The sequence below is a fragment of the Kastovskya adunca genome, assembly GCF_059505785.1.
The window spans coordinates 54,662-68,287 of the sequence record NZ_JCACLG010000020.1 but is presented as its reverse complement, the minus strand read 5'-3'; the positions used below and the strand labels follow the sequence as shown (position 1 = coordinate 68,287).

The 13,626-nt window shown below is 47.4% G+C and carries 12 protein-coding genes; 4 read left to right on the top strand and 8 right to left on the bottom strand.

Translation table 11 applies throughout. The features are described from left to right. Positions 1-144 precede the first annotated feature (144 nt). A complete protein-coding gene (locus AC5JR3_RS06680) occupies positions 145-1,494 on the top strand; it encodes a hypothetical protein (protein ID WP_495844259.1) in 1,350 nt (449 codons plus the stop codon). Between the two features lie 242 nt (positions 1,495-1,736). Next, positions 1,737-3,095 carry a 3-phosphoshikimate 1-carboxyvinyltransferase gene (gene aroA / locus AC5JR3_RS06675; RefSeq protein ID WP_495844253.1) on the top strand — a complete coding sequence of 453 codons (1,359 nt, stop codon included), beginning with the start codon at positions 1,737-1,739 and terminating at the stop codon, positions 3,093-3,095. Here the strand turns inward: aroA and AC5JR3_RS06670 are convergent. The 3 genes from AC5JR3_RS06670 to AC5JR3_RS06660 form a co-directional block, all read right to left on the bottom strand. Next, positions 3,063-4,088 carry a glutathione S-transferase family protein gene (locus AC5JR3_RS06670; RefSeq protein WP_495844252.1) on the bottom strand — a complete coding sequence of 342 codons (1,026 nt, stop codon included), beginning with the start codon at positions 4,086-4,088 and terminating at the stop codon, positions 3,063-3,065. The two genes, aroA and AC5JR3_RS06670, sit on opposite strands and share 33 nt — an antisense overlap. Positions 4,089-4,121: 33 nt before the next feature. Then, positions 4,122-4,415 (bottom strand): Asp-tRNA(Asn)/Glu-tRNA(Gln) amidotransferase subunit GatC, encoded by a 294-nt coding sequence (gene gatC, locus AC5JR3_RS06665; RefSeq protein WP_495844249.1) that lies wholly within the window; start codon positions 4,413-4,415, stop codon positions 4,122-4,124. A 216-nt stretch (positions 4,416-4,631) separates the two neighbouring features. Further along, on the bottom strand, positions 4,632-5,153 hold the full coding sequence (locus AC5JR3_RS06660) for a photosystem I assembly protein Ycf3 (RefSeq protein ID WP_495844247.1): 522 nt from the start codon (positions 5,151-5,153) through the stop codon (positions 4,632-4,634). A 111-nt stretch (positions 5,154-5,264) separates the two neighbouring features. On the opposite strand from AC5JR3_RS06660, the gene AC5JR3_RS06655 reads away from it, so the two are divergent. Beyond that, a complete protein-coding gene (locus AC5JR3_RS06655) occupies positions 5,265-5,396 on the top strand; it encodes a hypothetical protein (protein WP_495844245.1) in 132 nt (43 codons plus the stop codon). On the opposite strand, the gene AC5JR3_RS06650 is transcribed toward AC5JR3_RS06655, so the two are convergent. From AC5JR3_RS06650 to AC5JR3_RS06630, 5 genes are all read right to left on the bottom strand, one after another. Beyond that, positions 5,383-6,972, bottom strand: a complete 1,590-nt coding sequence (locus AC5JR3_RS06650; protein WP_495844243.1) for a B12-binding domain-containing radical SAM protein — start codon at positions 6,970-6,972, stop codon at positions 5,383-5,385. The two genes, AC5JR3_RS06655 and AC5JR3_RS06650, sit on opposite strands and share 14 nt — an antisense overlap. A gap of 302 nt (positions 6,973-7,274) precedes the next feature. Next, positions 7,275-8,870 (bottom strand): B12-binding domain-containing radical SAM protein, encoded by a 1,596-nt coding sequence (locus AC5JR3_RS06645; protein ID WP_495844241.1) that lies wholly within the window; start codon positions 8,868-8,870, stop codon positions 7,275-7,277. Between the two features lie 70 nt (positions 8,871-8,940). After that, positions 8,941-10,350, bottom strand: coding sequence for an amidohydrolase family protein (locus tag AC5JR3_RS06640; protein ID WP_495844239.1), 1,410 nt, complete (start codon positions 10,348-10,350; stop codon positions 8,941-8,943). Positions 10,351-10,473: 123 nt separating this feature from the next. Then, the gene (locus AC5JR3_RS06635; RefSeq protein ID WP_495844238.1) at positions 10,474-10,797 is read right to left on the bottom strand and encodes an Mpo1-like protein; all 324 of its coding nucleotides are present in this window, start codon (positions 10,795-10,797) and stop codon (positions 10,474-10,476) included. A gap of 193 nt (positions 10,798-10,990) precedes the next feature. Further along, positions 10,991-11,494 (bottom strand): sterol desaturase family protein, encoded by a 504-nt coding sequence (locus AC5JR3_RS06630; RefSeq protein WP_495844235.1) that lies wholly within the window; start codon positions 11,492-11,494, stop codon positions 10,991-10,993. Positions 11,495-11,845: 351 nt separating this feature from the next. On the opposite strand from AC5JR3_RS06630, the gene AC5JR3_RS06625 reads away from it, so the two are divergent. Then, on the top strand, positions 11,846-13,525 hold the full coding sequence (locus AC5JR3_RS06625; RefSeq protein ID WP_495844234.1) for a GH3 auxin-responsive promoter family protein: 1,680 nt from the start codon (positions 11,846-11,848) through the stop codon (positions 13,523-13,525). Positions 13,526-13,626 lie beyond the last annotated feature (101 nt).

The following is a 13,626-nucleotide window of genomic DNA, read 5'->3' as shown; positions in this document are numbered from 1 at the left end:
CCTACGGGAAAATAGCTCAATGCCAGGTCTATATTCTTTAAACAAAAGCACAAGCCTCTTTTCCCATCTACGGAAAGAGGCTTGTTCTGTTTTTTAGTTTTATAGTAGTTGAAATCTGAAGTTTTTGAAATTAGAGATTCTGCTGTGGATGCAAGATTAGAAAGGGCACGCCAACTCAAGCAATCATTAATAGAGTTTGTTATTGAAGCAGAAGGAGACCTAGCAGAATCTTTAGAATCTTATGTGGCGACAAACTCTCGTAAAGAAGCTAAAAATAATCGTTACGACCCAACATACGAACAGAATCTCTTGATTGATTCTTTTTTGACTGAGGGTGAAGTCAGGGGTAAGACACCTATAGATGTGTTTATTAAAGAACAATTAGAGCTTTCAAATAGCGATCGCACGTTACTAAAAAGCTGGCATCGTAGTTTCATTGGCTTGTTTGCAGTCATCAAAATTCTCCCTGATGGTTTTGAACTAATGAACTGGCTAAGCGCTAAACACTACTGTGTTAAACCTAACGATACTAAAACTCTCAAAGAAATGGAGCGCTTCAAAGAGGGAGAAATTTTGCTCGTTCGCATTGCACCAGTAACTGATGATTACTGGATGTTTTCTGGCCCCTGTATTCCAATGGGTCGTTTGGGTAAACCTAAACTAGCTGTTGCAATCGGTAACTTTAAAGACGATCATAAAGGAGCTCTTTATAGTGATGCTCCTAAACTTCTAGAGGAGGCATGGAAATCGGTTGCAAAATATCATCAGGAATTTCTTGACTTTTTCGGCAGTGATGAGGTGACCCTACCGGGGCGTGAACTGAATGAAAAAATTGCCGAATTACAAGAGATCATAACTAAGCAGCAGTTAGCCGCAGCAGGGGTGGATGAATCAAAGTCTCTCTCTGAGCTAGCAAATGAAGCTGGTCTGACAGAGGAAGAAATGAAAGCGGCGGCGGTTGAGGCAGGTGCTGACTCTGATGAGATCTCTCAACTATTTGAGCGCAGCCAAGGAGTAACTAAAATGGTGATGCCAAAGGCTGAGTTACCACCAGAGTTGAAGAGAGCAGAACAGGTAACTGTTTTAACTCATCCGCGTTGGGGACAGATGTTTTTGCCTGATTACAGCCAATTCCAAACTATTTTGGCATCAGAAGATTGGCAAATCAACAACACCGCTGAAAAATTAGTTCGTAAATACCTCCAAGAGCCGAGAATTAACGCCTTCATTTGGCAACGACTGGCCGAGGGACACCCAACTCAACTAGAAAAATTGTTGCAAACCGTCTTAACACGTCCAGATTTTAAGCTGAAGCGCGACTTAGAAAGCTTACTGCAAGAGCACAACAAACCTTTAGAGCCGGATTTGCCAGAAATAGCCAGCGTGCCACTACATCTGCATAACCTGTTTCAAGAAGCCCTGGTAGAGGTCAACAAATCGAAGTCAAAGAATAAGGGGAAAAAGAAAAAGAAGGCAGTAGGAGGATTTAAATAAATTTAATGGAGCTCAGCTGTTGAGAGATCGCACTCTTAAACAAGCATCATTACCTGAGTACCTTTAAACCCTGTCAGTAAAATGGTGTGAGGCTGGCTTACTTTTTCCTTAAAGTTATGAGACATACTAAACCAGAAAGAAGGCTCATTTTTGCTTTTGCGACTAGAAGAGAGGGCAACCAGTAATACAGTGACTTACTCTGATAAAATCTAGCTTCCCTAGTTTACTGATCGCTCATCCTTATGCCAGCCACCGTTGTTTCACTGAAAGCTATTGAAGATCAGCACCACCTAAGTATCCAAAGTCCCGCATCAGGAATATCCTTGCAAGGACGCCTCAAAGTCCCAGGGGATAAGTCTATCTCTCACCGTGCCTTAATGTTGGGAGCGATCGCGCAAGGAGAAACCCAGATTCAGGGATTACTTTTGGGAGAAGACCCCCGCAGCACGGCAAGCTGTTTTCGGGCGATGGGAGCTGAGATCTCCGAACTGAATACAGAGTTGGTGCGAGTGCAGGGAATTGGGCTAGGACAATTGCTCGAACCAACAAACGTTCTAGATGCAGGGAACTCCGGCACTACTCTACGTCTAATGCTAGGAATTCTTGCCTCTCATCCAGAACGATTCTTTAGCGTGACGGGCGATGAGTCATTGCGATCGCGTCCTATGTCTCGTGTCGTCCAACCTCTACAGCAGATGGGAGCAGCCATTTGGGGACGCAAGAAAGGCTCTCTAGCTCCTTTAGCTATCCAAGGAAAAACCCTCAAACCGATTCATTACTACTCCCCCATTGCCTCAGCTCAGGTCAAATCCTGCATTCTTTTGGCGGGTTTAATGACCGAGGGGCAAACTACTGTTACCGAACCGGCTCTTTCCCGCGACCATAGCGAAAGGATGCTCAAAGCCTTTGGGGCACAACTAACTATTGATCCAGAAACGCACAGCGTTACGGTTACAGGTTCCGCTAAACTCCAGGGACAAAACATTGTTGTTCCGGGAGACATTAGCTCTGCTGCCTTTTGGCTCGTTGCAGCAGCGATTGTACCGGATTCGGAACTCCTAATTGAAAATGTCGGTGTTAACCCCACCCGCACAGGTATTTTAGAAGCCCTGGAAATGATGGGGGCGGATGTAACGTTAGAAAACCAACAAGAAATTGCTGGGGAACCCGTTGCCGACCTGAGAGTGCGTTATGGACGGCTAAAAGGTTGCACGATCGCGGGTGATTTAATTCCCCGACTCATTGATGAGATTCCAATTCTGGCAGTTGCAGCCGTTTTTGCCGAAGGTACAACTGTGATTCGAGATGCAGCAGAACTGCGTGTTAAAGAAAGCGATCGCCTTGCCGCCATGGCATCCCAACTTAATCGTATGGGGGCACGCGTCACCGAACTCCCAGATGGGTTAGAGATCGTAGGCGGCACCCCCCTTACGGGTACAAATGTTGATAGCTATACCGATCACCGCATAGCTATGAGTCTAGCGATCGCTGCTCTCAATGCCACGGGTACCACCACAATCTACCGAGCAGAAGCTGCGGCTATCTCTTATCCAGACTTTGTTACCAACCTACAGCAACTCTGTGGTGATGTTCACCCCTGAGCGTTCTAGAGTTCCCACCCCTGCCTTAGTATTGAGCAGATGGCGATTGTGGGATTCTTCAAAGTTAATAATTGGCCCTTTGGGTACAATTCCCATCGGATTAACATGAGGGTGGCTCTTATAATAGTGCTGCTTAATCTGATCAAGATTGCAGGTTTCCTTGACTCCCGGCTGCTGATAGAGGTCTTTCAAGTATTTCCAGAGATGGGGATAATCAACGATCCGCTTGAGGTTGCACTTGAAATGAACGTAGTAGACGGAGTCGAAGCGAAACAGTGTGGTGAACATACAGAAATCGGCTTCTGTAATCGCATCACCACACATGTAACGCTGCTTGCTGAGAACATCTTCCCAATAGTCCAGTGCCTCAAATAGCTCTGTAACTGCCTCTTCGTAGGCATATTGCTTCGTAGCAAATCCTGCCCGATAGACCCCATTGTTGATGGGTTGGTAAATTGCATCAATGGCTTGTTCGATCTCCTCACGCCGAGGCTGGGGATAGAAGCTGGTAGAGTTTTTGGCAATCCCCTCAAACTCCGTGTCAAACATCCGGATAATCTCGCGGGACTCGTTATTGACAATTGTGCCCTTCTCCTTATCCCACAGAACAGGTACTGTCACCCGCCCTGTACAATTAGGGTCAGCTTTAACATAGATTTCCCGCAGATAACGAGCACCATTCACCGTATCAGGAATACAACCAGGAGCATCAGAAAACTCCCAGCCATCTTTATCCATAAAGGGGTCAACAATCGAAAGCGAAATCGCCTCTTCTAGACCCTTCAGTTGCCGCATAATTAGGGTGCGGTGAGCCCAAGGGCAGGCAAGAGAGACGTAGAGATGGTAGCGCGCCACCTCCGCTTTAAAACCAGTCGAGCCATCAGCGCTGACGCGATCGCGGAATTTTGTCGGATTCCGCTTAAATCTGCCCTGGTCATCTTGCTCGTAGGCTTCGTTTGTCCATTGCCCATCAACGAGCATTCCAGTTGCCATAGTTTCCTCCGAGTAACCTTGTAATGAGGTTTGTTACTCTTCTATGCTAAGAATTTTCGGCACTTTGAAATAATCATCATCTCGATCGGGCGCTTGTTGAAGCATTGCTTCCCGATCCAGATAGGGTTTTAACTCATCTGCTCGAGTAATATTGCTAACGTCAATTGCCCGCGTAGTCGGGGAGACATTCTCAGTATCCAGCTCGCTTAACTGCTGAAAATATTCCAGAATACTGCTTATTTGCGCCGCCATTTGTTCTTCTTCGGCGTCATTAATTTCCAAACGTGCAAGCTTGGCAACTTTACGAACTTGTTCGCGATCAATCATCAGGTTTGGGTAATGGGGAGAAATTTCAAAGGGCAGGTTTAGTAAGTTTACTAATAACAATAAAGTTGTTTGTAAAACCCGCTTCTATATCAAAACAACTGACTTCGGGCGATAGACAATCTAGCAAGCTGTCAATTTGATTTGAGGGTTGTACAAGCAAGCCACATTATGCCTTGCCTGTACGAGCCACTTATCCCTCAGATGAATCCTGACTCACTAGAAATAAACGTCCATTTCCGAGCGGCCTGTGATCTTCAGCCAGTTTTGAGCTTCGATGTAGTTGTTGGGGGCAAGACGAATCGCTTGTTTCCAACATTCAGCCGCTTCAGTATATAAAGCTTCTGCCGTGTCTTCATCTCCAGCTTCTTTTGCCCTGTCCCCTTTGTAGTGATAAATCACAGCAACATTATTCAAGGCTTGAGGCAGACGCGCATTTAGCTCGATTGCCTGATGATATAGTTCCAATGCTTTCTCATGCTCGCCATTACTAGCATGAATCAGCCCCATATTGTAAAGAATATAGCTGCGGTCGTAGGGGTCATCCTCTAGAGTCAGCGCTTCTTTGTAGTTATCTAAGGCTTCGGCATATTCTCCATCAGCTTGAGCAGACATCCCGTCTCGGTAGTAGACAAATGCTTCTTTGGCTTTTTTATTAGCAGGCAGAACTTTGAGGATCATGTCTGCCATCACTGTGAAGCTTTTGTCGATGAAATTGTCGTTACGTTGGGTTCTTGGCATAGATGCCTCTATAAAGTTACGACCAGTTGTTTAGAAGAGCTTGTTAGTTGAGGATTGCGATCGCTCACTTGTCAATTTAACGCACCAGACAGCCAACACAAATTGCGTTTCATGAAGAAGCCAGTCGCTGGGATAATTGAGCCTCTTACCCGGTTAGCTGTCACTGGCTTAAATTTGACGTTATGCGATCGCCAACGGCTGTGGAACGACCACTCCCGGAGCTGGGAAGCTAAACCGTCGTAGCGATCGCTTCTTTGTTTTCTGGCACTTTCCCTTGAAGAGGAAGCTGTTGCGCTTTAAATTCCCGTATCTGCTCTTCAATCTCATCCCGAACAATTTGTCGGTACTCCAGAAAATGCTCGTTGTGGGCGCAAACAGCGAGGTAATGCTCCCACACCCCAGGATTGTTCTTCATGATGCTAAAGAGATGATGCCAAAACTTCCAGCGGGTGTGGCGCTTAATGCCCTGCCGCCAGCAGACGATCGCTAGTGCCTTCAAATCCACCAGTGCCGGGAACTTAAAGGGCGCTTTGTGCCGAGGAGCACCCAGGATTTGGAAGCAGCGATAGGTGCGGTCTAAGTAACCTTCTGGATCGTACAGCGTCCAGAATGCCTCAACATACTCTGTGGCAATCTCCTCCACAGGGCGAGTGGGGACAAAGTTCATCAATGTGGTTTGGTTGATGTTGCCATCTTTCCCTCGCAGGCGTCCTTCCTTATTTAATCGGTGCCAGAGGGCGGTATTTGGCAAAGCTTGCAGCATTGCAAAGGTAGTGGTGGGGATGGCAGTTTGTTCGGCAAAGCGAACAATGCGATCGCCGGAGCCTGATTTTTCCCCGTCAAAGCCAATAATGAACCCAGCAATGGGACGCAGCCCCGCTTTGGTAATCGTTTGTACCGCCTCCCCTAGGGAGCTGCGGGTGTTTTGAAACTTCTTCGTGAGCGTCAAGCTTTCTTCATCCGGAGTTTCAATCCCCAGAAACACGGCATCAAAGTTGCAGTCCACCATCAAATCAAGCATTTCTTGATCCTGAGCCAAATCCACGGAAGCTTCCGTATTGAACTTAAAGGGATACTGGTGTTCTGCCTGCCAGACCTTTAGCTCTTCAAGCAAAAGCTTGACGTTGCGCTTGTTGCCGATAAAGTTGTCATCGACCATAAAGACGCCCCGCCGCCAGCCCAGTTCATAAAGGTGATCCAACTCAGCCAGTAACTGAGCTGGCGTTTTCGTTCTCGGCTTGCGTCCGTATAGCACGATAATGTCGCAAAATTCGCACTGAAAGGGGCACCCCCGCGAGAACTGCACCGACATTGAGTCGTAAGCATCTAGTTCTAAAAGCTCAAAACGGGGAATTGGTGTTGTTGTGACATCTGGTCTATTGCCATCCGACCGAAATGTGCCGCCGGACTCACCACGCTGCACCGCCTCAACAAACATCGGCAGCGTAATTTCCCCTTCATCCAAAATTAGGTAATCGGCACCCACCGCCTGAACTTCCTCCGGTAATGCCGTGGGATAGGGACCTCCTACTGCCACTGACTTACCCCGCCGCTTTGCTTCTTGAATTTGTTCTAGTAAATCTTTTTTCTGGACAATCATTGCCGAGAGAATTACCAGATCTGCCCATGCCCACTCTTCCTCAGTCACAGCACGGATGTTGCGGTCTACCAGTTTAAATTCCCACTCTTGAGGCAAAATCGCCGCAACGGTAACTAACCCTAATGGCGGTAGCAAGACTTTGCGATTGACTAATTCCAGAATTTTTTCGTAAGACCAAAAAGTTTTTGGGAATAACGGATAAAGTAGTAAAACTTTCATATAATTTTTACCTCATACCAAAAGTATTAATACGTTCGTAATCAATTTAAGGATAGCTCACTCTCAAATTCTCCCGCTTAGAACTTGTATCCTGATCAAACGCGATCATATTCATCAGAACTGGTTACTGTTTACGGCGACAATTTGATCAATCAGTAGGAATTTGTCAAATCCTACTTACTCAACACCTGAGATTTTTTGTTGAGAGTGCCTATACCTCGCCATGAGCTATGCACCTAGATAACAGGCGAATCCGGCTTAGTAATTGTTCCTAAGCCGGAATTTTCAATCCTGATAAATTTTTAGCTGTTCAGGGCAATTGATTCTTTTATTTGAGGAATTGAAGATTGTTCATTAGCTTCGGATGCTGAGTACTGAGCCAGTTGGGCTTCGATTTCGTCGCGCACAATTTGGCGGTACTGGATGAAGTGTTCGATGAGGGCGCAATTGCTCAAGTAAGGCACAAACACATTCGGATTGCGCCGCATAATTGAGAAGAGTTGACGCCAGAACTGGAAGCGGGTGCTGCGCTTGATTCCCTGTCGCCAGAAGATAGTTAGCACGGCCTTCATTTCGATTGGCTCCAGCATCCGAAACGGTACTTTGTGAGGAGCTGGCGTCATGGTCATGAAGTGCCGATAGACGCGGGAGAGGTAGCGGCTCGGCTCATAGAGTTCCCAAAAGCAGTTGGCATACTCACGAGCCAGTTCTTCTAGCGGTCGGGTTGGTGTAAAGTTCATTAGAGCCATCTGATGACCCTGCGTCTCCTGGTTCTCCTCCAGCAGACGACCTTCGTTTTGTAGCCGCTTCCATAGAGCCGTATTAGGCAGAGCTTGGAGCATACCAAACATGGCTTTGGGGATTGCCGTTGCTTCCACAAAGTCAATGATCCGCTGACCTGCTCCTGTCTTCTCACCATCAAAGCCCAGGATAAAACCAGCCATCACACTCAAGCCTGCCCGATTGATAATCTCAACCGATTCCATGAGAGAGTTGCGGGTATTCTGAAACTTCTGCGTCAGCGACAAACTATCGGTGTCTGGTGTCTCAATGCCCAAGAACACCGCACCGAAGTTAGCCTGGATCATCAGATCTAGCAGTTCCTGATCCTGAGCTAAATCCACTGAGGCTTCGGTTGCAAGGCGGAAGGGGTATTGATTAGCTGCCATCCAGGAACCGAGTTCGCGCAGTAAGAGTTTAACGTTGCGCTTGTTACCAATGAAGTTGTCATCTACTAAGAACACCGAGCGCCGCCACCCTAGGTCATAGAGACTTTGCAACTCAGCCACCATTTGCGCGGGCGTTTTGGTGCGCGGCTTCCGTCCATAGAGAACGATAATGTCGCAGAACTCGCACTGGAACGGACATCCCCGCGAGAACTGCACCGACATTTCGTTGTAGGCGTCCAAATCCAGCAGGTCAAATCGAGGAACGGGTGTGGTAGTGACATCAGGCTTTTCGCCCCAAGCGCTGAATGTACCTGAGGTTTCCCCCGCTAAGAGAGCTTCAACCAAAAGCGGTAAGGTAATCTCGCCCTCATCCAAAACCAAAAAGTCTACCCCGGCTTCCTGAGCGGCTTCAGGAACGGAGGTAACGTAGGGCCCTCCCGCCGCTACTAGTTTGCCACGCCGCTTCGCTTCGCGAATTAGGTGCAACAAATCGGGTTTCTGGACAATCATGCCGGAGACAATCACTAAATCGGCCCAATCCCAGTCGGCTTCGGTTTCCAGGCGAACATTACGGTCTACCAGGCGAAACTCCCAGGTTTGGGGCAGGATAGCCGCAACGGTGATCATCCCCAAAGGGGGAAGAGAAACCTTCCGCCCGATTAGTTCTAAGGCTTTATCAAAAGACCAGAATGATTTAGGAAAGAGGGGATATAGGAGTAAAACTCGCATTTGTCAAACCTTACACTACAAAGGGTTGAAGGTTAAAAGAGTGAAGAACGTTGGGAGTTTCTTCCGGCTTTTAATCAACCTTGGTATTCAAACTCGTTGCAGAAACTACGCTGTTAGAAGGTAGGGATTGACGTAGGCGATCGCCATACAATGCTAGTGCATTACCTCCTAGCAAAAGTCCCAGATGCTCCCGGTCATAATCAGCAACGGTTGCGGCATCTTTAACACAGTTATGAAGGACGCCATCCCAGTGACCATAGTCGCCAGAGAAGCAAGCGAGTTGCTTACCTACTTCCCCCATGGCGGTGTGCAGATAAGACGGGCCAGGATCGTCGGATTCAAAGGAGGTAAAGATTTGACCGCGTTCAAAATACTCTAGGGGGTCGCGGTGGCGGAGGTCGTAGTGCTCATAAAGGCTCTCATCCTCAATAGAGGCTGGGTCATGTTGAGCATTCCACAACAGATCAAAAAGGTTTTTCGCCTGACTAATCAGGTTGATATTGTTGTGGGTGCCTCTTTCCTGAATCATCAATTTAGTGAATTCCATCAGGGAAGGGCGATAAGGATGCTTAGGGTCAAAGTCTCGGATGCGTTTTTCCCAATGCTCGTGAAAGGCATGGGCGAGGTCAGGTAGCCAGCCACAACCGCCTTCTAAAAAGCCAACCCGGAGAGTGGGGAATTGCTCAAACGCCCCGTCAAAGACCATCCGCGCTAAAGCTAGTTGTTGCTGGTTTCGCTGGACAAAAATATGGTTAAGGACAAAGGTTTCCATGTGGTCGGCAATACCACCCACCATGGAAGAACCAGGGCCTCCATGAATGCCGAGGGCAATGTCGAGGTCTACAGCTGCTTGGAGGATAGGGCGGAAGTCAGGATGGCTAATCGCCTTACAGGTGCGGATGTCTGGGAACGCATCCGGTGCTTTGGGGTGAGGAATGGGTAGGTTTGGGGCAACGGCTACGCCAATCATTCCTAGCTCATTGACACAACGATACATTTCCGCAACGGCGGCATCTACATCCTGTAGCGGTAATACTCCAATCGGTTTAAGGCGGTTATCGTATCCTCGACAGTCATCGGCAATGTAAGTGTTATAGGCACGGCAGAGAGCGATCGCTAAATCCTTATCTAAAAGGCTAGAAAAGATTAAGTTGAGTGTGCCGTAAATAACCTGGACTTCAATTCCCTCTTGATCCATATGTTCAATCCGGACTCGATTGAACATCGCACCTAGGGTTGTATCTGGATGCAGATTCCGAAAGCCACCTTTACCTAGTCCCTGAGGTTGCGGGAACATCCGCATAAAGTCGTTTTTACCGGTCGCTGGATTGAAGTCTACAACTCGCGCTCGTTGGTCACCTAGACTATCAATCACTAAACCGATGCGATCGCGATACTCTGGTTCTATATAATCCCGCAAGAGCAGGGGATTTTCTAGTTTATGGGCATCGGCATCAATGACTAGTAAACCTTCGTACATGAATGCTCCTTAATTAATTCACTGGTAAAGATCGGCGGTAGAAAAGTTAGAATTTCTAACCTTTCTTTTCATATAAATTGGGTTTTAAGTTGGCTTTTAAGGGAGATTTGTCAGCTGGAAACCTTAATTCAATGCACTCTGTTTGCGACTAATATAAGTCCAGACTTGTCGTAAGCCAAACCAGTTTTCAAATGACCATGATAGGGAGGCAAGAATAGTGATGCCAGGATACTTCCTAAAAGCGGGTTCATTTTTTTCAAAAAAAGCGTGTCCCCCTAAGGCAAAGACTTGGGTAAACACCAAGCAGACAAGGGTCAAACGCCAATCGTAAAACAGTAGAATGACCGCCGCGATCGCCAGTAGGTTAGTAATGTGGTGCAGAATTTTGTTAACCGGATGCTGGTGACTGGCAATAAAGTGGGCTTTTGCCTCATGGAAGTAGTTCAAAGAAATTCTCCTACAGTGATACCTATCGGAAAAACTCAAAGCGTTGTAGGAACCATATCACGCTTACCTGAAGAAAGGGGACAGAAACTAGAATTTTTTTAGATTATCCATTGGTTATATTGCCATTAGTTGATGATAATTTGCCTTTTACCCGGCTATGCAAATAGGCGTCCTTGTTAATCATCAGAAGGACTTACCACCAACGCAGTTCCCCATATCCCCTTGGTGGTTGCTGTAGTTCTTCCTCAGTGAGCCATTCCACAGCCTTATAGGTACCAAAAACATGATCCCACCAATCCACAGCAAGTCCGAAGTTGTGATGCCACATACCATACTTGTGATGGACATAGTGAACAGGCATTTTCATCCAAAAGCACTTCCTGGGGTTTTCGTGCTGCAATTGATGGGCATAGGCGGAGAAAGCAGCATAAACCAATCCTCCCAATAACCAACCGATTCCTGCTTCCCAGGAGTAGAAAAACATTAAGCCCATGACTATCAGGCTGCCTCTAACGTAGTCACGAAACTCCCATAGCACCCCCTGTCCTTCATTGCGACGGTGATGATCGCGGTGGCGATCGCCAATTCGCTGATTGACGTGCATTAAGCGGTGTAGCCAGTACTCAACCAAACTCGCCAACACAAAAGCTACGACAAAACAGGTGAATCCAACAACAGCGTCTTCTAAAACGGTCATCGCCTCTCTTTTCCTCAACACCAAGTTGTAATTTAAATATTAAGGGAGTCTAGCGTCTTCAGTCTGAAGTTAGGGGTGCTGAACGTTAAGCTGTAGATCTCCCTCTCCTCTGTTTCCTTGACTCTGCGCCTAGTGCGGTGTTTTACAACGGGTTTAATTAATGCCGTACCCAATGGATAATTTGAAACGCATAGTTATGGCGCGAGGAGTCGGTATAAGCTGCTCTAGACGGGTTTTGTCCCTCCTTGAAAGCGAGGAACATCCGATCGCCAGTCCTGATCAATTGGTGCTATCTGAACAAATCTGCTTTAATCGACAGCTATTGCTGAGTTGTGAGGGTGAGAGGCTTTAATGGCAAATTTTTTGCTACCAGTTTTGACAGCGATCGCACTTGCTGCCAAGGTAAATTTTGTAAGAAAAACGCATCAAACGGCGGCGGTGCAAGAGCGGTTTTTGCTCGACTTGTTGCGAGTGCAGCAAGATACGGAACTGGGGCAAAAGTATGGACTGAGGGAAATTAAAACCGTCGATCAATTTCGCGATCGCGTCCCTGTCCTCCCCTACAGTAGCTACGAACCCCTAACTGAGCAAATTTTCCAGGGCGAACCGAACGTTCTTACCGCTGATCCGGTGGTCTTCATCAACCTCACTAGCGGTTCAACGGGAGTGCGAAAGCTGATTCCCGTCACCAAACGCTTTCAGAACTCCTTAAAACGAGCCAACCTCACCAGTGTCGGCTTTCTAGCCTCAGCTTTAAAAGCGAGAAACCTCAAGTTTGGCAAATTGCTCGTCACCAACTCCGTGCAGTTGGTGGGACGCACTAAGAACGGGATTAATTACGGTCAAGCAAGTGTCGGCGTTCTCCGCATGGGTAAGTTCCTCTACCAGCAAGTGTTTGCCAATCCCTTTGAGACACTACTACCTAGTAATAGCCTCACACGTCACTACGTTTGCCTACTGTTTGCCTTGCGCGATCGCTCTACGCGGGGAATGACTGCCAACTTTCCTATGCTCCTGTTGCGAACTTGCAACTATTTAGAACATTACGCCGAAGATCTAATCCAGGATATCGACAAAGGCACAATCGCTAGTTGGCTAGAATTAGAACCGGAAGTCCGCACCCAGCTAGAAAAACAGTGGTCAGCTGACCCCAAGCGCGCTCACGAACTCCGCGAGATTGTTCAGTCCCATGGACGCCTCACCCCCAAACTTGCTTGGCAAGACTTATCTTTCGTTGCTGCTGCACGGGGAGGAACGTCTGACTTTTACTTCGAGCGCTTTCCCCTCTATTTTGGCGATACACCGATCTTTGGTGCTGTTTACTCCTCTGCCGAAGCCACCTTTAGTATTTACCCGGATGTCGATACCGATGGTAGCGTTTTGGCGGTTGAAAGTGGCTTCTTTGAATTTGTCCCCTGTGATCAATGGGATGCAGAACAGCCCAAAACCCTTCTGGCAACAGAAGTGAAGGTTGGGGAACGCTACCGATTGTTGACGACGAACTACAGCGGCTTCTACCGCTACGATATTGGCGATGTTGTGGAAGTTGTTGGGTTTTACAACACCGCACCCTTAATTGTTTTCCGCTATCGTTCGGGAGGGACGCTATCCGCTACGACGGAAAAGACAACGGAATACCACGCCACGCAAGTAATGCAATCCTTGCAGCAAGAATATGGGGGGCTGCTGGAGGATTTCTGTATCACCCTTTCTGAAAGTATTACTTCACCTTGCTACTTAATCAATATTGAGTTACTTCCAGGGAAAACATTGGAGAATCCCCAGGTATTTTTGGAGAGTTGCGATCGCCAACTCTGCCAAGCCAACGCCTCCTATGCCTTGAAGCGACCCAGCAAGTACGTTCCCGACCCCCGCCTCCGCATTCTTGCTCCCGGTAGCTTTGCCGTTCTCCGCCAACGCTATCTAGAAAAGGGAATTCCCGATTCTCAGCTAAAATTTCCTCATATCAGCCAAGATCGAGAGTTTTTAGCGGGTTTAAAAGTAGAGCAAGAAATTCACTTTCCTGATTGAAGTGTATCCTCCAATAGAGTGCGATCGCCTTCTGGCATAAGTAGTAACATCAAAATTTCCGAGTAGGTGGGGTTGAACAGCGTGAACCCAACACAGATAAC

Excerpts from the sequence above, each read along its gene's own strand:
- aroA (WP_495844253.1), top strand. The coding sequence starts at position 1,737 with ATGCCAGCCACCGTTGTTTCACTGAAAGCTATTGAAGATCAGCACCAC.
- AC5JR3_RS06670 (WP_495844252.1), bottom strand. The coding sequence starts at position 4,088 with ATGGCAACTGGAATGCTCGTTGATGGGCAATGGACAAACGAAGCCTAC.
- gatC (WP_495844249.1), bottom strand. The coding sequence starts at position 4,415 with ATGATTGATCGCGAACAAGTTCGTAAAGTTGCCAAGCTTGCACGTTTG.
- AC5JR3_RS06660 (WP_495844247.1), bottom strand. The coding sequence starts at position 5,153 with ATGCCAAGAACCCAACGTAACGACAATTTCATCGACAAAAGCTTCACA.
- AC5JR3_RS06655 (WP_495844245.1), top strand. The coding sequence starts at position 5,265 with ATGAAGAAGCCAGTCGCTGGGATAATTGAGCCTCTTACCCGGTTAGCT.
- AC5JR3_RS06650 (WP_495844243.1), bottom strand. The coding sequence starts at position 6,972 with ATGAAAGTTTTACTACTTTATCCGTTATTCCCAAAAACTTTTTGGTCT.
- AC5JR3_RS06645 (WP_495844241.1), bottom strand. The coding sequence starts at position 8,870 with ATGCGAGTTTTACTCCTATATCCCCTCTTTCCTAAATCATTCTGGTCT.
- AC5JR3_RS06640 (WP_495844239.1), bottom strand. The coding sequence starts at position 10,350 with ATGTACGAAGGTTTACTAGTCATTGATGCCGATGCCCATAAACTAGAA.
- AC5JR3_RS06630 (WP_495844235.1), bottom strand. The coding sequence starts at position 11,494 with ATGACCGTTTTAGAAGACGCTGTTGTTGGATTCACCTGTTTTGTCGTA.
- AC5JR3_RS06625 (WP_495844234.1), top strand. The coding sequence starts at position 11,846 with ATGGCAAATTTTTTGCTACCAGTTTTGACAGCGATCGCACTTGCTGCC.